This window comes from Nocardia higoensis (genome assembly GCF_015477835.1).
Classification (GTDB): domain Bacteria; phylum Actinomycetota; class Actinomycetes; order Mycobacteriales; family Mycobacteriaceae; genus Nocardia; species Nocardia higoensis_A.
Genome location: NZ_JADLQN010000004.1, coordinates 229035 through 254623, shown reverse-complemented (window position 1 = coordinate 254623; position 25589 = coordinate 229035). Strand labels below are relative to the sequence as shown.

The following is a 25589-nucleotide window of genomic DNA, read 5'->3' as shown; positions in this document are numbered from 1 at the left end:
GTTTTTTGCGGTGCTCGGCGGGGCCTCAACAGCTCAGGCCCTGCGGAGGTTCGATCAGGTCGACCAGGTAGGCGATGACGGCCGAATCCAGGCACTCGTCACCCACCACGAGGGCGGCGGTGTGCCGATTCCCCTCGAAGGTGATCAGGGCCGCGTCGAGCTGGGCCGCCAGGTCGACACCGGCTTGATACGGCGTGGCCGGGTCGTCGGTGGTGGAGACCACGACCGTGGTGGGCAGCCCGTCGACCGCGATGGTGTGCGGCTCGCCGGAATTGGGCACCGGCCAGCTCGCGCACAATTCCCGCGCCGAGGCGCCGGTCCCGCGGCCGTCGTCGAGGAAGGGCGCGGCCTTGCGGTATTCGGTGTCGAGCCGGGCGGCGACGGCCGGATCGGTGACGCGCGGATCGTCCACGCAGCGAATGGCGTTGAACGCGTCCTGGATATTGCTGTAGGTGCCGTCGTCGTTGCGGCCGTCGTAGATGTCGGCCAGATACAGCAGGGTGTCGCCGCGGCCCTCGCGCAACTCCTGCAGCCCCAGGGTGAGCCGCTGCCACAGTTCGTCGGCGTAGAGGGTCTGGGTGACGCCGGTCATGGCGTCGTTGTAGCCGAGGCCGCGCGGGTCGGTGGTGGCGGCCGGGGTGTCCCACAGCGGATCGACCAGTTCGCGGAACCGGGCGACCGCCTGGGTGGGATCGGTACCGAGCGGGCAGTCGGCGGCCTGGGCGCACTCGGCCGCGTAGGCGTCGAAGGCCCGCTGGAAACCGGCGGCCTGGCGCAAAGCCTCCTGGACGGGGTCCACCGAGGCGTCCACGGCGCCGTCGAGCACCATCGCGCGCACCCGGTCGGGGAACTTCTCGGCATACAGCGCGCCGATCTTGGTGCCGTAGGAGTAGCCGAGATAGGTCAGCTTCGCATCGCCCAGCACGGCCCTGATCACGTCCATGTCCTGCACGACCTCGCGGGTGCCGATGTGCTCGAGCAGGTCGACGCCGCTGCGCTGGACGCACTTGTCCGCGTACTCGCGGTTCTCCGCCTCGGTCTGCGCGATCCCCTCCGGTGTGCTCTCCTCCGGTGGTTCGGCGCGCTCGGCATCGGCTTCCGCCGGGGTCAGGCAGGTGACCACGGGCGTGGACGAACCCACGCCGCGCGGATCGAATCCGACCCGGTCGAACCGCTGCGCCAGCGGGGTCTGATTGCCGACGAGCACCGTGTCCAGGCCGGAGACGCCGGGACCGCCCGGATTCATCAGCAACGAGCCAATCTTCGGCCCGGTGGCCGGGATGCGCGAGAGCGCGAGCTGCGCGGTGGGACCTTCCGGCTCGGCGTAGTCGATCGGCACCTCGATCCTGGTGCACTGCGCGATCGGCGGCAGGCTCACCTGCTCGCCCGCGATCTCTGCGCACGCGGTCCACCGCGGGTCCTGCTCGTAGAAGCGGGACAGACCGTCGGGCGCGGGCGGCATCGACCCGACCGGCGCGTCGCCCTCGGCGACGCACCCCGCCGTCGCCACCACGATCGACACCGCCGCCGCTACCCCGAACCACCGCCGAACACCCATGCTCACGATCCTGCCAGCACCGATGCCGACCGCGAACCTCCGGCACGCCAGACCCGCCACGCCCGCCCCGCAGGGCCGCCGGTCGGGAGAGGGCCTCGCGAACCGGAGACGACGCACGCGGTTCCCGGCTCGTCCGGAGGCGCGCGCCCGCGGGCGTAGGCGGCGGGCGCCGGTCCGGGAAGGCATGTCCCGGCAGCGCCCCGAGGAAACGATCGGCCGCCAGGCGGTGGCCGCAGCGGCCCGAACGGCGATGAGGTCAGGGCCGCAGCAGGAAGTCCACGAGTTTCTCGCGCTCGGAAGGCGATGGCTTGCCACCGCGCGCCGAATTCGACAGGTGCAGTGCCCCGATGCCGAGAGCGAAGGTCCATTCGGCCCGGCGGGCGGCGGTCTCGGGGTCGAAGCCGTGGTCGGCGAAGGCCCGGCGGACCGCGCGTTTCGCCTGTTTGTCCGAGGCGCGCACGCTCGCGGCCGCGCGTGGGTCGGATCGGGCCCACTCCCGCATGGCACGCTCCAGCGTCCAGTGCCGCGGGCTGACCAGCAGGCCCATCATGGCGATCAGCCGTTCGCGCGGCGGGGTGTCCGCGAGGGCGTCCATCCGCTGGTGGTCTACGTCGCTCCATTGGCCCCAGGCGTCGACCAGCGCGTTCTTGAACGCGGTGATGTCCTGGAAATGGTGGTAGAAGCTGCCTTTGGTGACGCCGAGGCGAGTGCACAGCACGTCGATCTTGAGCGCGCGGAAACCCTCTTCGGCCAGCACCGTGTATCCGGCCTGCAACCAGTCGTCGACCGTCAGCTGGACGGCACCGCGTGCCCGCGCCACCGCCTCAGCTTAGTCGCGCGATTGCCCGTCGTCCCCGCGCCGCCGATCCCGCGCTGCGCCCGGCGGATGCGCCGACGCGCCCGGCTGGTTCGCCTTGGCCTCGACACCGGCCACGATCATGTCCGCGACGAAGTGCGCGTGCCTGCGCACCGCCTGCGCCGAGAGCGGGTCGCCGGGCGCCATCCGCCTGGCCAGCGGCAGCGCCGAGAACGGGGCCGTCGCGCCGTGCGCGATGAGGAAGTGGATGGACCGTAAGTCGTTGCGGGTGAGCACTTTCCGGCGGATCAGCGGTTCGAGTGGCTTGGCCAGGCGCACCAGGATCGGCTCGATGTGACGCTCGTAGAGGTAGGCCAGGCGTGGGCCCTCGATCGCCGATTCCATGCTGACCAGCCGGACCGCGTCGGGATAGTCGGCCTGCAGGATCAGAAAGCGCACGATGCCGCGCCGGAACTCCTCCAGCGGCGCGAGATCCGGACCGGCGGCGCCCTCGGCGACCAGAGCGGCGGCGTGCCCGAATACCCAGTCCACCACCGCGAACCACAGCCCCTCCTTGGAGCCGAAACGCTGGTGGATCAGGTTGTGACTGACGCCGAGCTCGCGGTTGATCTCGGCCACCGACGCGCCGGCGAAACCGTCGCGGGCGAAGATCCGCAGGGCGGCGGCCATGATCTCGTCGGCCGAGGCGGGCGATCCACCGGCGGGCGGGCGACCACGCGACTTCTTGACCCGCGCGATCTCCGGCCCCGTGCCCGGCGCGGGCTCGGCCCCCGGGGCGGGCTCGGCCTTCACGGATTCCACGGCGTCCTCCACTGCTGCGCTACCCACCGGCCGCCGATCGGATCGAGGTTCCGGCGACTTCTCCGGAAAACCGTACGTCTCGACGGCTCGTCGAACGATATCGACCCCACCAAAGATATTGACGGTAATCAATTTATCTGAAACATTGGCTCCCATCGAGATGGCTTCGCGGTGGCGGATCGACGCGGCCCCGCACGAGGACTGGAAGCTGACATGGAATCGTTTGTGCACCTGCGTAAAGGCACCACTCCCCGCCGCCTGCACGCCGACCTCGACGGACTCAAGGACGACGAACTCGGCCGCGGCGGCTTCACCGGCCGCACCGCGAGCCTCTACCGCCGCAACGATCCGACCCAGTACAAAGCGGTCGGCCCCCTGCGTCCCACCGACGTGCTGGCGAGCTCGCTGACCCCCGCCGACGCCACCGACCCCGCGGGCGCCCCGCTGCGGTTGTTCCACAATGCCGACTGCCGCATCCTGCTCAGCCGCCGTGGCGAGCAGATGCCGCACTTCGTGCGTTACGTCGACGGCGATGTGCTCTCCTTCGTGCACGCGGGCTCCGGTCTGCTGGAGACCGAGTTCGGCCCGCTGGACTACCGCGAGGGCGACTGGATCTACATCCCCAAGGGCTGCACGTTCCGCCAGGTCCCCGCGGCCGAGACCACGTTGCTGATGATCGAGGCGACCGAGGAGTTCCGCGTCCCCGATGCCGGCTACCTGGGCAGGCACTTCCCGTTCGACCCGGCGCTGGTCACCATTCCCGAGCCCGCCGCCCACGACGACGACGGCCGCGAGAGCTACGAGATCGTGCTGTTCCACGAGGGCGGCCCGACCAGGCTGTATTACAAGCACCACCCGCTCGACGTCGAGGGCTGGCGCGGGGACAGCTTCCCGTTCACCTTCAACATCGCCGACTACAACGTCATCCTCTCCGAGAGCGTGCACCTGCCCCCGACGGTGCATCTGTTCATGGAGGCCACCGGCGTCTACGTGATGAACTTCCTGCCCAAGCTCGCCGAATCCGCGCCGGGCACCGAGACCATCCCGTGGTACCACCGCAACGTCGACTACGACGAGATCGCCTTCTTCCACGGCGGGGAGATGTACGGCGTGCCGATGCCGCCCGGCCTGATCTCGCACGCGCCGCAGGGGGTGCACCACGGCGCGCCGGAGAAGATGCGCGAGCGCGCCCGGCGTAAGCGCGAGGAGATCACCCGTATCGGCTGGACGACCATCGCCATCGACACCCGCCGTAGGCTGATCCCCTCGCCCGAGTACCTCGCCGCCGACCTCGGCGCCCACTGATCTCGTCCGGCGCCCACTGATCTCGTCCGGCGCCCACTGATCTCTCCTCTCGACATACCAAGGCAGGCACAATGTCTCGCATCGAACGCATCCCGTACGTCGTCGCCTACGCGAACACCACCGGTGGCCGCGACGCCTACGGCGGGCTGACCGAGCTGGTCACCCTCGAATCCCAGCTGGTCAAGCCCCGCGACCACGAGTCCGACACCGTGCTGGTGCTCATGCACCCGGTGTCCAGCGGCACCTATCTGCCGATCGTGGGCTCGCTGGCCAAGGCCGGGCACCACGTCATCGTGTGCAACAGCCGCTACCGCGGCGCCGATGCCGCGCTGCTGATGGAGAAGGTCGTCCAGGATCTCGGCGAATGCGTCCGCGACGCCAAGAATCGGCTCGGCTACCGGAAGGTCGTGCTGCTCGGCTGGTCCGGCGGCGGTTCGCTGTCGGTCTTCTACCAGCAGCAGGCCGCGAAGCCGACGTTGACGGCGAGCCCGTCCGGCGACGGCCCCGACCTCACCAAGGCCGACCTGCCGCCCGTCGACGGCATCGCGCTGGTCGCCGCGCACATCAGCCGCCACCACACGCTCACCGAGTCGATGGACGCCGCCATCCTCGACGAATCCGACCCCACTGTGCGCGACCCCGAGCTGGATCTCTACGACCCGGCCAACCCGAACCAGCCCCCGTACACCGCCGAATTCCTCGACCGCTACCGGCAGGCCCAGATCGCGCGCAACCGCAGGATCACCGCCTGGGTGAAGGACAAACTGGCCGAGCTGAAGGCCGCGGGCCGCCCGAACGACGAGTTCGGCTTCGTCGTGCACGGCACCATGGCCGACCCGCGCTGGCTCGATCCCGCCATCGATCCCAACGACCGCAACCCCGGCGAGTCCTACCTGGGCGATCCGCAGGAGGTCAACCAGGGCCCGTTCGGCCTGGCCCGGTTCACCACGCTGCGCAGCTGGCTGTCGCAGTGGAGCTACGACGACGCCCGCGGCGACATCGTCGACTGCGGCCCCGACATCGCCGTGCCGACCCTGGTGATCTTCAACGCCGCCGACAACATCTGCACCCCGAGCCACGCGCACGCCATCTTCGGCGCCATCGGCACCGAGGACAAGGAACTGCACGAGATCGCCGGAGCGAACCACTACTATCTGGGACCGGACCAGCGCGAACCCCTCACCGAGGCGGTGCGGATCATCAGCGACTGGCTCACGAAACACCACCTCGCCCCCACGACCTGAATGAATCCGCAGATGACCCCCTCCCCCACCTCCCACTCGGCATTCGCCGACTCGCCCACCGTCGGCCCGGAGCACATCGGCGCTCTCGACGGCATCCGTGTCCTCGAGGTCGGCACACTGATCTCCGGACCGTTCGCCGCCCGCCTGCTGGGCGACATGGGCGCCGAGGTGCTCAAGATCGAGCTGCCCGACCGGCCCGATCCGCTGCGCACCTGGGGGCAGGCCGAACTCGACGGCCACCGTTTCTTCTGGACGGTCGCGGCCCGCAACAAGAAGGCCATCACGCTGAATCTGCGTGAGCCGCAGGGCCGTGACCTGTTCCTGGAACTGGTGGAACGGTCCGACATCATCGTCGAGAACTTCCGGCCTGGGACGTTGGAGAAGTGGGGTCTGGGCTACGAGACCCTGCGTGAACGCAACCGCGGCATCATCCTGGTGCGGGTCTCCGGGTACGGCCAGACCGGCCCGGACGCGCACAAGGCCGGCTACGCCTCGGTCGCCGAGGCGGCCAGCGGCCTGCGACACATGAACGGCTTCCCCGGCGGCCCGGCACCGCGCCTGGCTCTTTCCCTCGGCGACAGCCTGGCGGGCATGTTCGCCGCGCAGGGAGCGCTGGCCGCGCTCTACCGCCGCTCGGTCACCGGCGAAGGCCAGATCGTCGACGCCGCGCTCACCGAGGCGTGCCTGGCGATCCAGGAATCGACCATTCCCGACTACGACATCGGCGGCGTGGTGCGCGGACCGTCGGGCACCCGCCTGGAGGGCATCGCGCCGTCGAACATCTACCGCAGCGCCGATGGCAGCTGGGTGGTGATCGCCGCCAACCAGGACACCGTGTTCCGCCGCCTGTGCGCGGCGATGGGGCAGCCGGGACTCGCCGACGACGAGCGCTTCGCCGACCACCTCGCCCGGGGCAGGAACCAGGATGAGCTGGACGCGATCATCGCCGAATGGGCCGCCACCCGGCAGCCCGGCGACATCATCGCCACACTCAACGAGGCCGGTGTCATCAGCGGGCCGATCAACACCGTCGCGGAGGTGGTCGAGGATCCGCAGCTGCGGGCGCGCGGCATGATCGCCGACCACTACGACGAGCGCATCGGCCGGAATGTGAAGGGACCGGGCATCATTCCGGTCCTCTCCGAGACGCCGGGCGCGATCCGCAACGCGGGTTCGGTGCGGCCGGGACAGCACAACGAGGAGGTCTACCGGGGCCTGCTCGGCAAGACCGACGACGAGATCGAGAAGCTGCGCGAGGCAGGCGTCCTCTAGCCCGTTCTCGGGACGCGGACGAGAAGAGGACGTGGCGATGATCTCCGCTGCGCTGCTGGTGACGGCGGCCGTACAGCTGGCGTGTGTGGTCGTGTTGTGGACTCGGGTCCCCCGCTCGGCGCGGGTGTGGCTGCTCGGGCTGGTGGGGCTCGGAGTGGCTTACGACTCGGCCGTCGTCGGGATCGGCGCCGTCCTCGGTGAGGGCGCGCTGTTGCACACGCTCAGCGTGCCGCGCTTCGTCGTCCACGCCTTGCTCACGCCGCTGCTGATCCTCTGGGCTGCCGACCGGGTCGACGCCGGGCCGCCGGTGCGCCGGGCCGCCGTAGCGCTGACCGTGGTGGCGCTGGCCTGGGGAGTAGCCTTCGAACTGCCGCATCTGCGTCTGGAGGCGCGGCACTACGCCGACACCGTGCGCTACGCCGCCGAGCACCCGGTCCCGCCGATGCCCGCCGTCGTGGTGAGCGTGGTCCTGCTCGCGGCCGGAATCGTATTGTGGCGCAGGGAAGCTCGCCGGGCGGCCCTGATCGGTACGGTGCTGCTGTTCGGCGCCTCCGCGGCGGCGGTGTCCGTGCCGCCGCTGGGCAATATGGGCGAGGCCGCCATGCTCGCCGGTCTCGTAGCCGCCGAATTGCCGATGCGGTCGAACCGACGCACGGCGGCCGTCGGCGAGAACACCGTGCCCGCCGAGCCGGAACGCTGACCCACAGCCGGTCACCCACGTATCGCGGGACGGGTCAGTCCTGCGGCTCGGCCAGCACCACCACACCGCTCGGCGCTTCGAGCAACGGGATCGTGCGGGCCGCCGCGTCGTCCACGTGGATGCGCGGATGTCCGGGCGGCTCGGTCTCGTAGAAGGTGCCCGGCCCGTAGAACTGGCCGTACCTGACCACCACTCCCCCGAAGTCCAGCACCGCTCGTTCGTGTGCCGCCAGCGCCTCGGCATGCCCCTGCGGAACCCACGCGATGCTCTGCGCGAGGAAGCGTGGCGCGCGCGCCGCCGTGGCCGCCGCGATCAGGTTGGCCGTGCCCTCGGTGCGCATCCTGGCGTTCGCCTCGGCCCGTTCGGCCAGCTGCGCTGGATCGTCGGGTAGGTCGGTGAGCTGGTGCATCACCAGGTCGGGCCGGAAGTTCACCACCGCCGCGGTCAACGCGCTCAGGTGGTAGACATCGCAGACGACAGGCTGCCCGCCCGCCGCCACGATCGCCGCGGTCCGGCTCACCGACCGGGTCATGCCCGCGACTCGATGGCCCGCTGCGGTCAGCAGAGGGAGCAGGCGTGTTCCCAGCACACCGGTGGCACCGGCCAGAAAGATCCGCACAGGATTCACGGTAGTCCCACCAGGGGCTCGGCTCGCCGCACGCGCCGATCAGCACCCCTCGGGTGCGACCGGGTCGTCCCTGACGAGCGTGCTGGTCGCCGCGCGGGTCATTTCAGGATGACGCGGTCCTCGGAGGCGGCGAAGTCGATCTGACGTTTCGCGTTCGACAGTGTCGTCACCGCGCAGGTGCCCAGCGGGCCCGAGCGGTCGTACATGACCGCGGTGCCGACGGAGATGCCCGCGTCGGCGAAGGTGTTGTCGGCTCTCATGCCGATCTCGTACCCGACGGGCAGCCGCGACAGTGTCAGGGTCACATCGGCGTTGATGTAGCCCGCGCCCGCGCTTCCCCAGTGGCACACCTGATTCGCGGTATCCGCGGTGATCGCCGCCCGCTGGAACGGCGTCATCTGCGTACCCGCCACCAGCGACGGCATACTGTGCCACGACGCCTTGCGCTCGGCATTCTGGGCGACGGCGAAATCGCCGGTCCAGTCGGCCGCACCGCACTTGAACAGTGGTCGCGCCCCGTCCGGCGACAGGCATCCCTCCGGTGGCACCGGCAGGTCCGGCGCCGGTGACCAGACCGTGCCCGGGGGCTGTTCGCTCCGGCGCAGGAACACCGCTGTGGCCCGCACGCGATCCTGTCCGTCCTGCACGATCCAGGCGTCAGCGACCACGATCCGCGATCCCTGCCGCACCACCTCGGTCCGCACCCGCGTCGGCGCGGCGAACACCGGCTGATACAGATCCACCGTCATCCGCGCGGGCAGGAAACCCTGCGGGCAGTGCTGCTCGAGTGCCAACCCCAGCAGCCCGCACACCGGCACGCCGCTCAACTGATTCGGCGACCACCAGCTGACCGACAGCTCCGTGGGCAGGAAGTCCTCGCCCTGCCTGGTGAAGAATCCGAGCACCGCGCACCCCTCCGTCGATGTTGCTGTGTCCCGAAGGTTATGCGCTGCGCTCCGTAGCCGCGGCCGGATCGACGCGACCGGTCAGCACGTCACGCGCCGCCATCAGCGCGAACCCGAGCAGGTTCAGCCCCGGCCACGTGGCGGGCTCGGCGGCCGCCGGATCGTCGGCGGCCAGCCCGATCCCCCAGATCGGATCGACCGGACTCGCCTCGACCAGCACCCGATCGCCGGTGCCCGCGAGATAGGCGGACAACTGCTGTTCCTGACCGAATTTGGCGACGTTCCCCGCGACGACCACCTCGAACCGAGCCCGCTCCCAGCGCTGTTCGTCGAAGCCGGCGACCGTGCGCCCGATCTTCTTCGCCTGCCCCGGATGTTCGGCTGCCAGCACCTGTTCGGCCGCTCGCTCGTCACCGAACATGCGCGCCTTGCGCCACATCATGAAGTGCTCGGTCGTGCGGAAGCGCAACCCGTCCACCTCGAACGCCGACGGCCACCACTGGCTCAGGCAGTGTGCTCCGGCACCACCGTCGGCCTTCGGTTGATGGCCCCAGAAGAACAGGTACTTCGCCCGTTCACCACGCCCGAGTTCGTCGAGCAACCACTGCTTCGAATACATACTCACCTCACCCGACCGGAATGTCGAACATGGGCCGACCACCGGAGTACGACCTCGATCGAGCCCACGAGTTCTCGTTCAACTCCGCCAGATCCGGAGAGAAGATCGGCTGCTCCGACATGCGGGGTGGCCACGAATTTCCGATCGACCGCGGTGTCCCACCCCATCGCGCCCCCTTCGATCCATCGGCGTTCACGCCGGTACCGAGCCTATCGCCAGGCTCCGACAGGGTCGAACAAATTTTGCGCACCCCGCGTCAACGGCGCCCGAGCGACTGCACAGGCCCGGCCCTGAGCACTCGAAGAGATATCGTCACACTCTCGATCATGGAACTCGCCGAGGCCGAAGCCGTCCTGCCAGAGGTGGTGTCACGAGTGCGCACACTCCACGAGCGGGTCACGATCACCATTGATGGCGCGCCCGCGGCCGTCCTCATTGCTCCCGCGGACCTCGAGGCGCTCGAGGAAACGATCGAAATACTGTCGGACTCCGCAGCGATGTCCCAGCTTGCCGAGTCCGACGCCGAGTTGGCGCGTGGCGAAGTCGTCGACGGGGAGGACCTTGCGGCGGAGATGGTGAACCGTCGCCGGTGAGGTGGCGACCTAGCTGCCACTGTGACCAATCGCACCGATCGATGCCCCTGTCTGGGTCGGGAGGACGGGTGGCACACTGGAGGGCGTCAGTGAACCCGGGGACCCGACAGCGGCCTCGAGGAGACAACACGAAAGGGACGACGATGTCCGTATCCGATTCGGAAACCCCTGCCTACGGCGCGGCGCAGCCGGTGCAGGCGCGTCGCAAGACACGGATTCCCCACCTCCAGCAGATGAAGGCCGCCGGTGAGCGCTGGTCGATGCTCACCGCCTACGACTACTCCTCGGCGCGGTTGTTCGAGGAAGCCGGCATCCCGGTGCTGCTGGTCGGTGACTCCGCGGCCAACGTCGTCTACGGCTACGACACCACCGTGCCGGTCACGGCGGACGAGCTGATTCCGCTGGTCAGGGGCGTGGTGCGCGGTGCGCCGAACGCGCTGGTGGTGGCGGATCTGCCGTTCGGCTCCTACGAGGGTTCGCCGCGGCAGGCACTCGAGACCGCGACCCGTTTCATGAAAGAAGGTGGCGCGCACGCGGTGAAGCTCGAGGGCGGCGAGCGGGTCGCCGAGCAGATCGCGCTGATCACGTCGGCCGGTATCCCGGTGATGGCGCATATCGGGTTCACTCCGCAGAGCGTGAACACCCTGGGCGGATTCCGGGTGCAGGGCCGCGGGGACGGCGCCGAGCAGCTCATCGCTGACGCGATCGCGGTACAGGAGGCGGGCGCGTTCTCGGTGGTCATGGAGATGGTGCCCGCGCAACTGGCCGGGCAGGTCACCCACAAGCTCACCATTCCGACGATCGGCATCGGCGCCGGTCCGGACTGCGACGCGCAGGTGCTCGTCTGGCAGGACATGGCCGGCTACACCAGCGGCAAGACGGCGAAGTTCGTCAAGCGCTTCGGCAATGTCGGCGACGAGTTGCGCTCGGCCGCCGCGGCGTTCGCCGACGAGGTGCGCGCGGGCACCTTCCCGGCTGCCGAGCACAGCTTCTGATCCACCGTGCCGGGCGGGGGGATCGCGATCCCCCCGCCCGGCACCGGACGTGCACCGCGTCCGCGGCGCAGTGGCAGACTCGGAATCGACATTTTCGACTCGAGCAGAGGTTTTCGATGCCGCATCGCCGTTGGTTCTCCCGCCGCCCTCTCATGCTGGTCGCCGCCGCTTTCGCGGTCGCGGGCACGCTGAGCGCCTGCGGGTCGTCCGAGGATCCGGGCCAGGCCGCCCAGACCGCGTCGTCCTCCTCGACGACCGCCGCACCCACCACGAAGCCGACGACCTCGGCGAAGGCCGAGCCGACGGTCAGCGACGCCGCCGCGCAGAGCCTGTGCGACGCGATCCGGCCCGAGTTGTCGAACTTCCGGGTGCAGGGTCCGACGCTGGGCCGCATCGGGATGAATCTGATCGTGCACCCGTGGGGCGTGCAGAACGGCATCGACGTGCTCAACAACAAGAGCGTGGTCGACACCGTCACCCTCGAGACCTGCCCGGATGTGCGCCAGGAGGCCATCGACGCGCTGGAGGTCCCCGACCTGGCGACAGTCGTTGTCGGCCGGTGACATCCGGGCGTGTGTCATGGTGATGGGGTGACCAGACGCGAACTGTATCCGCCGATCGAGCCGTACGAGTCGGGCATGCTCGACATGGGTGACGGGCAGTCGGTGTATTGGGAGATCAGCGGCAACCCCGGCGGGAAGCCGGTGGTGTTCCTGCACGGCGGACCGGGCGGCGGGACCACGTCGGCGCACCGGCAGTTCTTCGATCCGGCCGCCTACAAGATCGTGCTGTTCGACCAGCGCGGCTGCGGTCGGTCCACCCCGCACATCGCCGACGGCGCGGACCTCGCGGTCAACACCACCTGGCATCTGGTCGCCGACATCGAGAAGCTGCGCGAGCATCTGGGCATCGACCGTTGGCAGGTGTTCGGCGGTTCCTGGGGCTCGACACTGGCGCTGGCCTACGCGCAGTCCCATCCCGAACGAGTCACCGAAATGGTCCTGCGCGGCATCTTCCTGTTGCGGCGCAAGGAGATCGACTGGTACTACAACGGCCCCGCCGGATACGTCTACCCCGACGAATGGGAGAAGTATCTGGCGCCGATCCCGGCGGACGAACGCGACGGTGATCTGGTGGAGGCCTACCATCGGCTGCTGCACTCGCCCGATCCCGCCGTGGTCGAAGCCGCGGCGGTCGCGTGGTCGGTGTGGGAGGGCTCGACGAGTTCGCTGCTGCCGCGCCCGGAGCGGGTCGCCGAGAGCGCCGATCCCCGGTTCGCCACGGCGTTCGCGCGCATCGAGAACCACTACTTCCGCAACGGAGGGTTCCTCGAGGAGGGGCAACTGCTACGCGACATCGACAGGATCGCGCACCTGCCTGCCGTGATCGTGCAGGGACGCCACGACATCGTCTGCCCGGCGATGAGCGCGTGGGATCTGCATCGAGCGTGGCCGGGGTCGCGGCTGCACATCGTCGACGACGCCGGGCACGCGACCACCGAGCCGGGGATCGCGCACCATCTGCTCGAAGCCACCGACGAGTTCGCGAAGTCCGGCCGATGACGAAGAAAGCGGGAAAGGCCGTCACCACCGCCCTTGCCGAGGACATCGAGCGGATGCTCGGCGCCGAACCGGATGTGCGCGCCGACGCCTACGACTCGGTGCATCAGATGCGGGTCGCGACCCGGCGGTTGCGCAGCGTGCTGCGTTCCTATCGCACGTTGTTCCGCAGGTCCGAGACCGAGGAACTCAGCGCGGAACTGAAGTGGCTGGCCGGTCTGCTCGGCGTGGCGCGGGACGCGGAGGTGCGCGCCGAGCGGTTCGCCGCGCTACCGGACACCGGCGACGAGGGTGAGGCGCCGACGGCCGAGAGCGAGAAGACCGACGACGCCGTGGACTCCGACGGCGAACCCGACGACGGAGCGGGTACCGCCGATTCCCACGACCGGCGCAAGACCGTGGTGGACCGTTTGGTGGAAGCACAGCGGGCCCGCTACGCCGACGCACACGCCGAGGTGCTCACCGCGCTCGACTCCGAGCGCTACGCCGAACTGCGGGAAACCCTCGAGCACTGGCGAACCGACCCACCGTTGCGCGGCAAGCGGGGCCGTGCTCCGGCCGCGAAAGTCTTCCGCGCGGTGCTCGATCGCGACACCGAGCGGCTGCGGACCAGGATCAGCACCGAGCCCGATCTGCCCGAGGACGACAGGGTGGAGGCGTTGCACGACATCCGCAAGGCCGCCAAGCGGTTGCGCTACAGCGCCGAAGCGGCTGCCCTGGTGCTCGGCGAAGATGCCGCCGACCTGAGCGCGCGGGCCAAGAAGGTCCAGTCGGTCCTCGGTGATCACCGCGACGCCGTCGAAGCGGCCCAGGTGATTCTCGCCGCGGCGAGCCGGGCGGAGGCCGTCCACACCGCCACCGTCGCCGATATCGACCTCTATGTGCGCCTCGCGGCCGCCGAGGAAGCCGCCGCCGCACGCGAACTCGAACGCTATCCCGAAGTGGCCCAGGCGTTCACAGCAGGGAGCCACCACGAGCGGAGCGCCGACTAGCGCTGTCGGCGGTGTCCGCCCGCACGCTCAGGCCCCTGGGCCGCAACCGTCTGCGCGTCGGCTCTCCACACCGCTGGGCCGAAGCAGTCGGCGCGAGAGACATCCGTACGGCCTCCGCCCCGGAGCAGTCCCTGCGACGCGCTCGGGTGCGGCGGCGAACGACCGGCGGAGCCGAGGTTCGGTTGCCCACAGCGGCTCGGGCGACGCGGCCGGTGGATTCAGGCCGGGTGGGTGAAGCCGATCTTTCGACCGACGGGATCGGCCGTGGTCAGGCGGACCCGCAGGTGCTTGCCTTCCGGTGGGTCCCCGGCGCACGGGCCGAGCAGTGGCGGGTCGGCGACGAAGATCTCGGCGGGGCGTCCGCCTTCCGCTTCGCGCAGGACGACAGCCTCGAAGACGTCACCGATTCGCTCGGACAGCAGTGTCGCCTCGGTGAGATCGACGCACGCGCGGTCGACTTTGCTCGCGACGGCGCCGGTGCGCCGCATCGTGTCGGCGACCTCGGCCAAGCCCTCGCTCGCCCATCGCGGCACGGGGGTGCCCGCGCACAGCGCCAGGCAGATCTCGATGGTGAACCGGTCCGACAGGCGGCGCAGCGGCGCGGTGACGTGCGCGTAGGGGGCGCCGATGGCGCTGTGGTTCAGGTTCTCCTCGCCGTCGGCGCCGGTCAGGCGGGTGTAGTCGGCGCCGCGCAGCAGGCCGGTGGCTTCCGACATCAGGACGAGCCCGGCCGGGCTGTTGGCGTCCAGGCCGGCCAGCATCGGGCCGACGGGCAGATCCCGCGGCCAGTCGATGCCCATCGCCACGGCGGTGCGGCGCATCGAATCGACCGCGGACTCCTGCGGCGGCGGCATGGTGCGCAACAGGCCGGTCCGCTCGCTCGCCGGAGCGGCGAGCATGAGGCGGGCCGCGCACATGCCGGTGAGCAGGGAGACCTGTTCGTTCCAATCGTCGGCGGCGGTACGCGGCTCCAGCACCAGTCGCCAATGTCCGTCGGAAGCGCCGTCGGCGACGACGCTCTGCGAGGGCAGGCGCAGGCCGATCGCCCCGCGTTCCAGCCCCGCGGCGATGCGTAACGCGCCGAACTCCGGCAGCGCCTCGATCGAGGGATGCAGCCGGCCCGCGTCGGCATCGGCCTGCACACCGGCGTAGTCGAAGCGGGCGCGCGAGCGGACCAGCGCCCTGACCACCTCGTAGCGCACCGGCTGGGCGGCGGCGTCGAGTTCGATGGTCCACAGGGCGGCGGGTCGGGTGCGGCCGGGCAACAGGCTGGCGGAATCCTCGGACAGGACCGGCGGATGCAGCGGCACCGAACCGTCCGGCAGGTAATAGGTCTGGCCGCGAATTCCGGCCTCGTTCGCCAACGCGCCGTCGGGGACGATCACGGCGCCGAGGTCGGCGATGGCGTAGTGGAGCAGAAAGCCCGTTTCACTGCGTCGCAGGCAGAGGGCTTGATCGAGATCGAGCGAGCCGGGGGGATCGATGGTGACGAGTTCGATGTCGGTGCGATCCACCCGAGAGCCCGCGAACGCGTCGACCGCGTCGCGGGCTTCGGCGACGGCCTCGGCGGGATACGCCGAGGCCAACGCGAATTCGGATCGGATGGCGCCGAAGTCGACCGGCGCCGAGATGATCCGCTGGTGTAATTCCACAACCGGAGATTACTGGAGCGGGAATTACTGCAGTGCCAACATGGTGCCGTTGAGCTCATGGAGCGGACCGAAGACGGTGAAGGTCACCCTGCCGTTCGGATACTGCGCGGACAAGTGGGCGGCGGCGTCGAGCGCCTCGCCGAACGACGGCGCCGACTGATGGGGAAGGCCGGCGACCGCCCGGCCGAAACCGGTGTCGGCGACCCACCTGGTGTCGCTGGGGCTGAGGTCGACCTGCACGCCGCCCGGCAGCGGAGTGACAGCCACCGCGCTCGCGGAGCCCGCACCGAGCACGGCGAGAACTGAAGCGGCTCCGGCGACGAGTGCGCCGGCGACCAGGGAACGAACTACCCGCATATGTGTTGTGACCTGCTTCCGCATAGATGTCCGAATGGCCCGGAGCTGCCCCGCGCCGGGCTCGTGCCAACGGCGACCACTCTATGATGTCGATCACCATTCGTGCCAGTCCTGAACCAATTACCCGAGCGATTTCCCGGGGACCTCGGCGGGGACGTTTCGGACTGCTAATGTTCGATTCCGGTACGGGTGCGAAAAGTTTCGCCCCGTTTCCGTCAGCTCCCCGACGTCGAACAATTGGAGTACCACACTGATGTCATCGATCATCTTCGATTACCTGATGCCTCTGGTCGGCCCGGACCAGGCCTCGTACTGGGCGCAGGTTCTCCTGATCGAACCGGCCTGACCTCCCGGTCACAGGTCATCGACACGTCGCCTTCCGTTCATTTCGACGGAAGGCGACTTCGTTCCAGCGACGCTACGATCCCGCGTCGTGACCAGATTCTCCGCCGCCCTCATGGCCGGTTCCGCTGTTTTCGCCCTGTCGCTCACCGGTTGCGGCACCGACGACTCCGGCGATTCCGCCCAGAGCGCCACCACCACGACGTCCCCTGCTCCCGTCGCCGTCGACAACGCCAAGGCAGGCATGTTCGTGGTCAGCTACCGCAACGCTTTCCCCGACCTGACACAGGGACGTGAGGACCGCGAACTCGCCGAGATGTTCAGTGGTATCTGTGGCGGCATCGCGGCGGGCGAATCGCAGGACGCCGTCGTCGCCGACATCGTGGCGCGCACCGATTCCGCCGCCACCACCGAGCAGGCGCTGGCCATCTACGCGACCGCCCGATACATGTGCTGAGTCACATGTAATGAGGCACGGCGGCTGTGCCCGGTGGGCGGACGAGTTGGTCTGTAAGCCGGATCCTGTCCCCGGTTCGCACCGGGTGGCGACCATCCATCTGGGCACACCGTCGCCGGGTACCTCGAGCGGTCAACCCGCAGGCTCGGGCGAGCAGCCCTCGAACACCTGCGCAGCCGCACTCTCGCGAATGCGACCTTCGACCTTGCTCCGGGCGGGGTTTACCGAGCCGCCCCGGTCACCCGGGGCGCTGGTGCGCTCTTACCGCACCGTTTCACCCTCACCGCACGACCCCGAAAGGCCGTGGGCGGTCTGTTTTCTGTGGCACTGTCCCGCGGGTCACCCCGGGTTGCCGTTAGCAACCGCCCTGCTCTGTGGAGTCCGGACTTTCCTCGGCGACGGGCTGCGACACCGAGGTGCCCGTTCCCTTCGCCGCGGCCGCCCGACCAACTCGTCCGCACGAACAGGGTACCTGCCCGCCCCGCCCCGGCAGGCCGCCGGGCGGGCACGCCAGTACGCTCGAGCGTCATGGAACGTCTCGAGGTCGGTTTTCCCTCAGGTGGCCGTCAGTGTGCCGCCTGGCTGTATCCTCCCGCAGGCGTCCCCAAGCCCCGTCCGCTCGTGGTGATGGGGCACGGTCTGGGGGGCACGCGGGACATGGGTCTGGACAGATACGCCCGCAGGTTCGCCGCGGCCGGAATGGCCGTATTGGTATTCGACTACCGGCATTTCGGCGCCAGCGAGGGTGAACCGAGGCAGCTGCTCAACCTCGCCCGCCAGCGCGACGACTGGCGCGCGGCCATCGCCTACGCCCGCACCCTGCGCGGCATCGACAAGACCAGGATCGCCCTGTGGGGCACCTCGCTGGGCGGCGGCCACGTGCTCGCCGTCGCGCCGGAGGACGACTACATCGCCGCTGTGGTCGCTCAGGTGCCGTTCACCAGCGGCTGGGCCTCGGCGAAGGCGAAGGGCGTGATCAGCCTGACCAAGGTCAGCATGATCGCCCTCGCCGACGTGCTGGTCGGCCCGCTGCGCCGCGAGCCGGTGCGCGTGCGACTGGCGGGGCGCAGAGGGTCCGCGGCGCTGATGAGCGCGCCCGACGTACCGGAGGGCTACGGCAGGCTGGCCGAGGAGAGCGCGACCTACGAGCCGAAAGTCGCCGCGCGCGTGGCATTCTCGCTGTTGTTCGACGCGCCGGGCAAGCACACGAAGGCGATCAAGACACCGGTGTTCTACGCGATCGCCGACAACGACACGATCACCCCGGTCGGTCCCACGCTCGCCGCCGCCGAACGCACCAAACATCCGGTCGTGAAGCGCTATCCGGTAGGGCATTTCGACATGTATTTCGACGAAGTCTTCGAACAGGTCGTCTACGACCAGACCGAATTCCTGGTCTCGGTGCTGCGCCCCTGAATCGCCGCACCCGAACAGAATTCACCGCCGTGCCGCAACGCCGGGCACGGCGGTGGATTTCGCCGGGAAACGCGGTCAGATCGTGTGGAAGCCCGCGCCCACACCACCGATGGCGTCGACGGCGGCGAGGATGACCTCGATCGGGGCGAAATAGGCCGGCGAGTGGATCGGGTTGGCGGCATCGGCGCACGGCAGGTCGAACGGGATACCCGCCATGCCGGTCAGCCTGCCCTGGTTCATGCCGACCAGGCGATCGCCGACCGTCACCGGCCCGCCGGAATCACCCGGTTTGGAGCACGCCTGGTTGAGCGTGAGGGTCTCGTCCAGATTTCCCCACACCACGCCGCAGCCCCCGCCGCTGGTGCGACCGTTGAAGCACACCGTCGTGCCCGGGCTCGGCGTCTCGCCGAGGCCGTTGATGGTCGTCTGACCGACCGTGCGGACCGGGGTCACCTTGGCCGGGTCCAGTTGCAGCACAGCGAAATCCAGCCCCTTGCCGTTGTCGGAATAGGCGACCGAGCCGATCACACCCGCCTGCAGCGCCGCTTCCGCGGCCAGCCGGGAGCCGGTCGGGGCGCAATGGCCCGCGGTCAGCCCGACCAGGCGTCCGGCGTTGTCGTGACCGATGGCGGTCAGCGAGCACGCCGAGTTGTTGTCGAAGACCAGTCCCGAACCACCGCCGAGCACCGCGCTTTCCGGCGCCGCCTGCGCCGTCCCCGTGACGGCTGAGCCCACACCTGCGACGACGGCCGCCGCTGCCGCCATCCACCTGAGCGTCACCACAGTACTTCCTCTCGAATCCCGAAGAATGAAGAGCGAATTCGCGCCGGATTCGCACCCGGTGTGAACCGTCCCACCACAGCCGCGTACACCTTTGCACGAGACGGGCACGCACGGTAGCCGAATCGTATGAACCCTTGCGGGCGGGCCGGGCGCTCTCAGCTCAGATAGGACGTGTCGTTGACCAGTCGCACCGACGCGCCGCCGTCGGGATAGAACTCGGCGATCGACAGCGACGCCAGATCCAGGTGCAATCGGTACAGCAGCGAGGGGCCCACCCCGAGCGCCAGCTGCAACAGCGTCTTGATCGGCGTCACATGGCTGACGACCACCAGATTGCGTCCCGGATACAGCGCGATCAGGTCGCGGCGCGCCGCCTCGACCCTGGCTCGCACCGCCTCGAAGCTCTCCCCGCCCGGCGGCGGCAGCGACGGATCGCCCATCCAGGCCGCGTGCAGTTCTGGATCGCGTTCGGCCGCCTCGGCGAAGGTGAGCCCTTCCCACTCGCCGAAATCGGTTTCGATCAGGCCGTGATCGGTCTGCATCGGCACGCCGAGCGCCGTGGCGGCGGCCTCGGCGGTCTGGGTGGCGCGGGTCAGCGGCGAGGTGATCACCGCTTCGACATCACCCTTGGCGGCGAGCATCGTCGCGGCGCGCGCGGCCTGTTCGCGGCCCAGTTCGGTCAGCGCCGGGTTGCCGCGTCCGGAGTAGCGGCGCTGGATCGACAGCTCGGTCTGGCCGTGGCGCAACAGCAGCAGGCGGGTCGGGCGGCCGACCGCATCGGTCCACCCGGGGGCCGCAGCGGCGGGGGTCGCCGAGCGCGGGGTCGACGTGGCGCCGCCTGTTCCGCGGCTTCCCGCGGAGCCGGAGCGGCCCGCGTCGGCACCGCTTCCGTGCTCGACGCCGCTCTTCTGTTCGACGCCGCTCTTCCGTTCGACGCCGCCGACCCCTTCGGGGCCGCTACCGCTTTCGGCACCGCTTCGGGACTTCTCGCTCGTGCCGGAACGCGGCGTGGCCTCCGTCGCCCCGATGTCCGGGCGCTCGCGCGTGGACCGGGTTCCGGCGCGACTCGCGCCCAGGTCTGTCGCGGCATGGCCGTCGGCGCGGGCCGCGCGGACCTCCTCGACGAGGAGCGCGTCGTCCATCGCCTCGTTGGCCAGCTTGTCGGCGTGCTTGTTCCGCTCGCGCGGAATCCAGGTGAAGGTGACCCGGTCGAAGCCGGCGACCAGCCTGTGGGCACGCTCGGCCAGCGGAATCATCGCCGGGTGCTTCACCTTCCAGCGCCCCGACATCTGCTCGACCACCAGCTTGGAGTCCATCCGCACGTCCACCGTGCGGGCACCCAGCTCGGCCGCCGCCTCCAGACCGGCGATCAGGCCCCGGTACTCCGCGACATTGTTGGTCGCGATGCCGAGGCCCGCGGACCGCTCCGCGAGCACCGTCCGATCGGTGTCGAACACGACCGCGCCGTAACCGGCCGGTCCCGGATTGCCCCGCGCCCCGCCGTCGGCCTCGACGATCACCTGCGAGTACGCCACCTTCTTGTCGGGCACCTTCCTGTCGGACATGACCTCATGGCCTCACAGACCGGATTCCTTGGTGCGCACCAGGACAGCGCCGCATTCCGGGCAGCGCACCACGGCGTCCGGTGCGGCCTTCGCGATCCGGGCGATCTCCCCGCGGTCCAGCTCGATCCGGCACGCACCGCACCGGCGCGCCTGCAGCAGCGCCGCGCCCACCCCCTGCTGGGCGCGCTGACGGTCGTAGATCGCGAGCAGTTCGGCGGGGAAGGCGCCCAGCAGCGCGGCGCGGTCGTTCTCGCAGCGGGTCTGCGCCACGTCCAGGTCGGCCAGCGCCTCGTCGCGCATGCGCTGCGCCCGGGTGAGCTCCTCCTCGGTCCTGCTCAGCTGCGCGCCCGCGTGATCGTGGTCCGAGGCGGAAGCCTCCCGGCGCTCCATCACCTCGAGCAACTCGTCCTCGAGCACGCCGCGGCGCCGCTCCAGGCTGCCGAGCTCATGCTGGATCTCCGACAGCTGCTTGGCGGCCACCGCCCCCGACGACAGCATCCCGCGGTCGCGCTCCTCACGCTTGCGGACCGCCTCGACCTCGCCTTCGAGCTTCTTGATGTCGCGGTCCAGGTCGTCGATGACGATCTCCACCTTCACCGCGGCATCCTTGTGCTCGTTGCGCAGCGCCACCAGCCGGTCCACCTCCTGCTGCTCGGGCAGCACGGTACGCCGGTGCGCGATCCGCGTGAGCTCGGCATCGACAGCCGCGAGCTGGAGCAGCTTGGCCTGGATCGGTGGTTCGACATTCAACGCGGACAGACTCCTGCAGACTGTGGACGAATGAGCGCCCGCCGAGGCCCGGCGGGCAAGGGTCGAGCGTACCCCTGCTCTCGCCGCCGGCCCGCCGAACCCAGCACAGACCCCATGAGATCAGCGGAACCGAACGCCGGGCGGGTGCGTCATATAGTTGCGTGGACATGTGCACCGTTGCAGTCGCGCAGGCCATCTACGAGAACAGCTACGCGGCGGCGAGCGGGCAGCTCGAGCCGACCGATCGAGCCGCGGCAAGTCGGATGAATGTACGAACCGAGGGGGTCAACTGATGGTTGTCGGGCTCATCGCGGCCGTGGCCGGGCTGGCGGCGGGTATCAACGGTCACCGGAACTCCAGCGCCGACACCGAGCGGGATCGGACGCTGCAGGGCGACGCGGCGGACCTGTGGAAGAACGATCGCCAGCACATCCAGAACGAATACAGCCTGCTCTCGCGCGAGTACAACAATCCCGCACCACCGGCGATCACCGATCCGGAAGCGTTCGACACCTGGTCACATCGAGAGATCTATGACGCGTTGTACGGCACCGGCGACCCCGACAATCCCCGAGGAGTCCAGCAGGCAGACATCAACGCCGGGGCCGACGGCTGGCGCAAGCTGACCGGTCAGGCCAAGGATGCGATCAAGGCGTTCAGGGAAGGCATCCAGTACGACATCGAACACCTGTGGAGCGGTAGGACCGCGAACTCGGCGATGACCGCGAGCCAGTCCTATGCCGACGAGTTCCACACGCTGGCAGTGAGTTTCGAGCAGGTGGCCGGCGGTATCGACCTCATCCAGGGCTATCTGGACCAGGCGAAGCTGTCGGTCCCACCGCCGGAGGAACTCGACGCCGTCGACAGATTCCTGGGCCATGTCCCCGGCAACGGCGTGCTGAAGCTGGGCCAGCACCGAGCCAACGAGGCGGAGGCCAGGGCACAGGAGGCCATGAAGATCTACCAGCTGGGCGCCACCGAGGTCGACGAGCAGACGCCGATCCTGCCGGAGCCGAAGAATCCGGTGAACAGCTCGAATCCCGGTGACAACACCCAGCAACCGGGCAGCACTCCGCCGGGTTCGACCCCTGGTCCGGTGACGCCGGGTTCGCAGGATCCGTCGAAGACCGCCGACCCGTCCTCGACCGACGATCCCTCGAAGACCGAGGACCAGTCCTCGACAGAGGATCCCTCGGCGACGGACGACCCGTCCTCGACCGACGATCCGAGCACCGATCCGGCGTCCACGGATCCGGCGAGCACCGTGCCCGCGTCGAGCCAGCCGAGCACCCTGACCGATCCGAGCGGCAAGCCGAGTCTCGGCTCACCGGGTTCGGGCTCACCCGGCTCGGGCTCACCGGGTTCCGGCTCGCCGGGGTCGACGCCGAGCCCGGGAGCCAGCATCCCGGGCAACGCCGCCACCTCGGCGCCCACGGGTGCCGCAGTAGCCAACGCCCGCACCGCGGGGACGACCGGGCGGGCCGGAATGCCGGGTATGGGCGCCATGGGCGGCGGCCGAGGCGGCGGCAAAGACGACGAGAGCGAGCACAACATCCCCGATTACCTGGTCCAGGACCGCACCACCGAATTGCTCGGGGAGCAGCCACGCGTGCTCCCGCCGGGCGGAGTCATCGGCGGATGAGCGAACTCCGTTGGCAGCTGGACGGTCTCGCGTTCCGTATGGCACTCGAGGTGCTCGGGCGCGATCGGCTGCCGTATCCACTGAGCTACCGGCCCGAACGGATGGAGCATCGCGACGACTACGAGCGGCTGCGCGCGCAGACCGCCGGACGGTTGCGGCAGATCTTCGACGAGCGGCTGCACCGCGCGTTGACCGTGCTGTTGGAGCCGGAGGTACGGGTGGAGGTGCACGGCCTGCACGGACCACGGGCCGACCGGGTGGTGCGGATACACGCGGGCATCTCCGGTCAGGTCGCCACCGTCGCCGTGCAGCATCCCGGACCGACCAGGGAACACGGGCGCGATGTGGTGCTGACCATGTGCTACTCGCACACGGTCGCCACCGAGATCGCCGCCCGGTTGCCGCGCTACGCGGGCGGGCGGCACACACCGTTCACCGCCCGGCGGTCCGAACTGGACCGACCGGTGTACGCGCGGCATCCGAACCGGCTCACGCCGGAAGAGGAGCTGAACCGGTTCGTGCGCAGGCCGCGCACCGGCACCGGCGAGATCTCCGTGCACCCGGGGATCGCGATCGATGCGCGGCCCACGAACGACGGGCACGCGTTCCTCTGGCTGGACTACCCCGACGACGGGCGCTACCTGCTGGTCAATCACGACGCCGACGCGTTCTCGATCAGTCCCGCGCCGGTCGACGAGCTCGTGCGGCAGTTGCAGCATCGGATCGACGCTCTCCGGACGCGCTCCCACGCCTGGTGAGCCTCGTTCACTCGCCCGCGGCGCGGGTCTTGATGGCGTCGCGAGAGATGTAGACGTCGTATTCGCCCGGCGTGGCGATGACGGCATTGCCGTACGCCGAGCGCACGAAAGGCTCGGTGTACCAGCTACCGTCGCGCATGTCCTCGAAGAAGTCGCGGTCCTCGCCGTCGAGGAAGATGTGGTTCTGGGTGGTGGCGACGCCGTCGAGCCGTTGGCCGTACAGGCGGGTCACCTTGTAGCCGGAATGGAAGCCGAGCGCGTTCACCCACGGTTCGAGTTCGACGATGTTGGCCTGCAACACCCACATGTCGCCCTGCACCTGGAAGGTCTCGTGGCGTTCCTCGGTGTCCTCGTCGCCGTAGATCGTGAGCTCCACCTCGAGCTGATGATCCTGACCGTCCACCTGTCGCACCACCGCGTGCGCGGCTTTGATCTCCCCGGTGAGACCGAGGTAGGTCTGCAGCAGCGTGACGATCCAGAGGACCACCACCGCGGCCAGCAGGATCACCAGACCGCCCGCGCCACGACCGATCGCTACGCGCCATCCGACCGTGCGCACCTTCAAAAGCGCCGAGAGCAACAGAGCCACACCGACGAGGAGCAGCAGGATCAGACCGATCTGCGCGACCCCGAAGTCCACCGGGAAGTTCATGCGGTAGTTGTACCCATTCGCGGCTGTCACAGCGCGGCGAATCTCGCGCCCACCCGCGCGTCCGCCCCGGACACGCCGCCCTGAATGCGCTGTGGCGGTGACGATCAGGGCTGGGCGCACACCGTCCACGGATCGGTGCGCAGGGTCGAGACCCGGGTCTCCAGATCCGGGAGCGCAGCGCGCACGATGCCCTGAGCCTGTGCGCACCACGGGAATTCGGTGGCCCAGTGGGCGGCGTCCAGCAGGGCCGGACCGTTCGCGCGCAGGTGCTCGTCGGCGGGGTGATGGCGCAAGTCTGCGGTGAGGTAGGCGTCCACGTCCAGGCGGGTGACCGCGCCGAGGAACGAGTCGCCCGAGCCGCCGCACACCGCGACACGCTCGATCATCCGATCCGGGTCGCCCGCAGCGCGCACGCCCCAGACGGTGGGCGGCAGCCCCTGCGCGACGCGAGCGGCGAACTCGCGCAGCGTCCGCGGCTCGGACAGCTCGCCCACCCGGCCCGATCCGAGGCTCGACGGCAGCGCGGCGCGCTCGGTGACGTGATAGGCGGGTTCCTCGTACGGGTGCGCGGCCCGCAGCGCATCGAGCACCGCGGTGCGGGCGCCGGGCGCGGCCACGACCTCGATGCGATCCTCGGCGACGACCTCGAGTTCGCCGATGCCGCCGATCGCCGGGTTCGCGCCGGGCATCGGCCGGAACTGTCCCTCCGAGGCGACCCGCACGGCGCAGTCGCGATAGGCGCCGGAACCACCGGCACCCGCCGCGAACAGCGCCGCGAGTACCGCGTCGGTGTGTGCCGTCGGCACCTGGATGGTCCATTTGTCCACCGCGACAGCCGGTTTCGGATTTATCGGGCCGGTCACGGTGAGGCCGACAGCGGCGGCCAGCGCGTCCGAGACGCCGGGATCGGCGGAGTCGGCATTGGTGTGGGCGGTGAACAGGGCACAGCCGGCGCGGATGAGCCGGTGCAGCAGAGCGCCTTTCGGGGTGTCCGCGGCGACGGTGTCGACACCGCGCAGCAGCAGCGGATGATGCACGACCAGTGCTTGGGCGCGCCAGTCGATCGCCTCGTCGACCACCTCGGCGGTGGCGTCGACGGCGAAGAGCACCCGGGTCAGGGTGTCGTCGGGGTCGCCGCAGACCAGCCCGACGGAATCCCACGACTCGGCGAGCTTCGGTGGGTAGGCCGCGTCGAGTACCTCCACGAGTTCCGCCAGCTTCGTCACC

General features: G+C 69.7%; 27 protein-coding genes and 1 other RNA gene. 14 read left to right on the top strand and 14 right to left on the bottom strand.

Annotated elements, in window-relative coordinates:
- Positions 1–25 precede the first annotated feature (25 nt).
- The 3 genes from IU449_RS21780 to IU449_RS21770 all read right to left on the bottom strand — a co-directional run bounded on the left by IU449_RS21780 (position 26) and on the right by IU449_RS21770 (position 3176).
- Positions 26–1558: an alpha/beta hydrolase gene (locus IU449_RS21780; protein ID WP_195003960.1), complete on the bottom strand. Its 1533-nt coding sequence runs from the start codon at positions 1556–1558 to the stop codon at positions 26–28.
- 256 nt (positions 1559–1814) lie between these two features.
- Complete coding sequence (locus IU449_RS21775; RefSeq protein ID WP_324188370.1) at positions 1815–2378, bottom strand: TetR/AcrR family transcriptional regulator; 564 nt, start codon at positions 2376–2378, stop codon at positions 1815–1817.
- A gap of 9 nt (positions 2379–2387) precedes the next feature.
- Positions 2388–3176 (bottom strand): TetR/AcrR family transcriptional regulator, encoded by a 789-nt coding sequence (locus tag IU449_RS21770; protein ID WP_324188369.1) that lies wholly within the window; start codon positions 3174–3176, stop codon positions 2388–2390.
- Between the two features lie 213 nt (positions 3177–3389).
- Between IU449_RS21770 and IU449_RS21765 the strand changes: the two genes are divergently transcribed.
- The 4 genes from IU449_RS21765 to IU449_RS21750 all read left to right on the top strand — a co-directional run bounded on the left by IU449_RS21765 (position 3390) and on the right by IU449_RS21750 (position 7697).
- Positions 3390–4481: a homogentisate 1,2-dioxygenase gene (locus IU449_RS21765; RefSeq protein WP_195003959.1), complete on the top strand. Its 1092-nt coding sequence runs from the start codon at positions 3390–3392 to the stop codon at positions 4479–4481.
- A gap of 71 nt (positions 4482–4552) precedes the next feature.
- Complete coding sequence (locus tag IU449_RS21760; protein ID WP_195003958.1) at positions 4553–5725, top strand: alpha/beta fold hydrolase; 1173 nt, start codon at positions 4553–4555, stop codon at positions 5723–5725.
- Between the two features lie 12 nt (positions 5726–5737).
- Positions 5738–6997: a CaiB/BaiF CoA transferase family protein gene (locus tag IU449_RS21755; RefSeq protein WP_195003957.1), complete on the top strand. Its 1260-nt coding sequence runs from the start codon at positions 5738–5740 to the stop codon at positions 6995–6997.
- A gap of 37 nt (positions 6998–7034) precedes the next feature.
- Positions 7035–7697 (top strand): hypothetical protein, encoded by a 663-nt coding sequence (locus IU449_RS21750; RefSeq protein ID WP_195003956.1) that lies wholly within the window; start codon positions 7035–7037, stop codon positions 7695–7697.
- 34 nt (positions 7698–7731) lie between these two features.
- Here IU449_RS21750 and IU449_RS21745 read toward each other — a convergent pair whose 3' ends face one another.
- From IU449_RS21745 to IU449_RS21735, 3 genes are all read right to left on the bottom strand, one after another.
- Entirely contained in the window at positions 7732–8316 is a 585-nt protein-coding gene (locus IU449_RS21745; protein WP_195003955.1) for an NAD-dependent epimerase/dehydratase family protein, read from the bottom strand.
- Positions 8317–8423: 107 nt separating this feature from the next.
- The gene (locus IU449_RS21740) at positions 8424–9230 is read right to left on the bottom strand and encodes a thioesterase family protein (protein ID WP_195003954.1); all 807 of its coding nucleotides are present in this window, start codon (positions 9228–9230) and stop codon (positions 8424–8426) included.
- Positions 9231–9267: 37 nt separating this feature from the next.
- A complete protein-coding gene (locus tag IU449_RS21735; RefSeq protein ID WP_195004127.1) occupies positions 9268–9849 on the bottom strand; it encodes an NADAR family protein in 582 nt (193 codons plus the stop codon).
- Positions 9850–10175: 326 nt separating this feature from the next.
- On the opposite strand from IU449_RS21735, the gene IU449_RS21730 reads away from it, so the two are divergent.
- From IU449_RS21730 to IU449_RS21710, 5 genes are all read left to right on the top strand, one after another.
- A complete protein-coding gene (locus tag IU449_RS21730; protein WP_195003953.1) occupies positions 10176–10442 on the top strand; it encodes a type II toxin-antitoxin system Phd/YefM family antitoxin in 267 nt (88 codons plus the stop codon).
- 143 nt (positions 10443–10585) lie between these two features.
- Complete coding sequence (gene panB, locus IU449_RS21725) at positions 10586–11437, top strand: 3-methyl-2-oxobutanoate hydroxymethyltransferase (protein ID WP_195003952.1); 852 nt, start codon at positions 10586–10588, stop codon at positions 11435–11437.
- Positions 11438–11553: 116 nt separating this feature from the next.
- A complete protein-coding gene (locus IU449_RS21720; RefSeq protein WP_195003951.1) occupies positions 11554–12000 on the top strand; it encodes a hypothetical protein in 447 nt (148 codons plus the stop codon).
- A 75-nt stretch (positions 12001–12075) separates the two neighbouring features.
- A complete protein-coding gene (gene pip / locus IU449_RS21715; protein WP_228805524.1) occupies positions 12076–12999 on the top strand; it encodes a prolyl aminopeptidase in 924 nt (307 codons plus the stop codon).
- Complete coding sequence (locus tag IU449_RS21710) at positions 12996–13988, top strand: CHAD domain-containing protein (protein ID WP_195003949.1); 993 nt, start codon at positions 12996–12998, stop codon at positions 13986–13988. Before pip ends, IU449_RS21710 begins: the two co-directional genes overlap by 4 nt.
- A gap of 218 nt (positions 13989–14206) precedes the next feature.
- Here the strand turns inward: IU449_RS21710 and IU449_RS21705 are convergent, their stop codons facing one another.
- Positions 14207–15640 (bottom strand): RNB domain-containing ribonuclease, encoded by a 1434-nt coding sequence (locus IU449_RS21705; protein ID WP_195003948.1) that lies wholly within the window; start codon positions 15638–15640, stop codon positions 14207–14209.
- A 24-nt stretch (positions 15641–15664) separates the two neighbouring features.
- A complete protein-coding gene (locus IU449_RS21700) occupies positions 15665–15997 on the bottom strand; it encodes a hypothetical protein (RefSeq protein ID WP_195003947.1) in 333 nt (110 codons plus the stop codon).
- A 433-nt stretch (positions 15998–16430) separates the two neighbouring features.
- Here IU449_RS21700 and IU449_RS21695 point away from each other — a divergent pair, with 433 nt between their 5' ends.
- Positions 16431–16796, top strand: a complete 366-nt coding sequence (locus IU449_RS21695; RefSeq protein WP_195003946.1) for a hypothetical protein — start codon at positions 16431–16433, stop codon at positions 16794–16796.
- 38 nt (positions 16797–16834) lie between these two features.
- Here IU449_RS21695 and rnpB read toward each other — a convergent pair.
- An RNA gene (gene rnpB, locus IU449_RS21690) (RNase P RNA component class A) lies at positions 16835–17250 on the bottom strand.
- Positions 17251–17324: 74 nt separating this feature from the next.
- Between rnpB and IU449_RS21685 the strand changes: the two genes are divergently transcribed.
- Positions 17325–18212, top strand: coding sequence for an alpha/beta hydrolase (locus IU449_RS21685; protein ID WP_195003945.1), 888 nt, complete (start codon positions 17325–17327; stop codon positions 18210–18212).
- 75 nt (positions 18213–18287) lie between these two features.
- On the opposite strand, the gene IU449_RS21680 is transcribed toward IU449_RS21685, so the two are convergent.
- The 3 genes from IU449_RS21680 to IU449_RS21670 form a co-directional block, all read right to left on the bottom strand.
- Positions 18288–18995, bottom strand: a complete 708-nt coding sequence (locus tag IU449_RS21680) for a S1 family peptidase (RefSeq protein WP_324188368.1) — start codon at positions 18993–18995, stop codon at positions 18288–18290.
- A 155-nt stretch (positions 18996–19150) separates the two neighbouring features.
- Positions 19151–20560, bottom strand: coding sequence for a bifunctional RNase H/acid phosphatase (locus IU449_RS21675; protein ID WP_195003944.1), 1410 nt, complete (start codon positions 20558–20560; stop codon positions 19151–19153).
- Positions 20561–20572: 12 nt separating this feature from the next.
- Positions 20573–21310, bottom strand: coding sequence for a zinc ribbon domain-containing protein (locus IU449_RS21670; RefSeq protein ID WP_195003943.1), 738 nt, complete (start codon positions 21308–21310; stop codon positions 20573–20575).
- A 167-nt stretch (positions 21311–21477) separates the two neighbouring features.
- Here IU449_RS21670 and IU449_RS29535 point away from each other — a divergent pair, with 167 nt between their 5' ends.
- Genes IU449_RS29535 through IU449_RS21660 form a run of 3 tightly spaced genes read left to right on the top strand, consistent with a single transcriptional unit; the run spans position 21478 to position 23710 of the window.
- Positions 21478–21603, top strand: coding sequence for a hypothetical protein (locus IU449_RS29535; RefSeq protein WP_267468376.1), 126 nt, complete (start codon positions 21478–21480; stop codon positions 21601–21603).
- Complete coding sequence (locus IU449_RS21665; protein WP_195003942.1) at positions 21603–22952, top strand: PPE domain-containing protein; 1350 nt, start codon at positions 21603–21605, stop codon at positions 22950–22952. Before IU449_RS29535 ends, IU449_RS21665 begins: the two co-directional genes overlap by 1 nt.
- Positions 22949–23710: an ESX secretion-associated protein EspG gene (locus tag IU449_RS21660; protein WP_195003941.1), complete on the top strand. Its 762-nt coding sequence runs from the start codon at positions 22949–22951 to the stop codon at positions 23708–23710. Before IU449_RS21665 ends, IU449_RS21660 begins: the two co-directional genes overlap by 4 nt.
- A gap of 7 nt (positions 23711–23717) precedes the next feature.
- On the opposite strand, the gene IU449_RS21655 is transcribed toward IU449_RS21660, so the two are convergent.
- A complete protein-coding gene (locus IU449_RS21655; protein WP_195004125.1) occupies positions 23718–24362 on the bottom strand; it encodes a hypothetical protein in 645 nt (214 codons plus the stop codon).
- Between the two features lie 104 nt (positions 24363–24466).
- Positions 24467–25588 (bottom strand): Nif3-like dinuclear metal center hexameric protein, encoded by a 1122-nt coding sequence (locus IU449_RS21650; RefSeq protein WP_195003940.1) that lies wholly within the window; start codon positions 25586–25588, stop codon positions 24467–24469.
- Position 25589 lies beyond the last annotated feature (1 nt).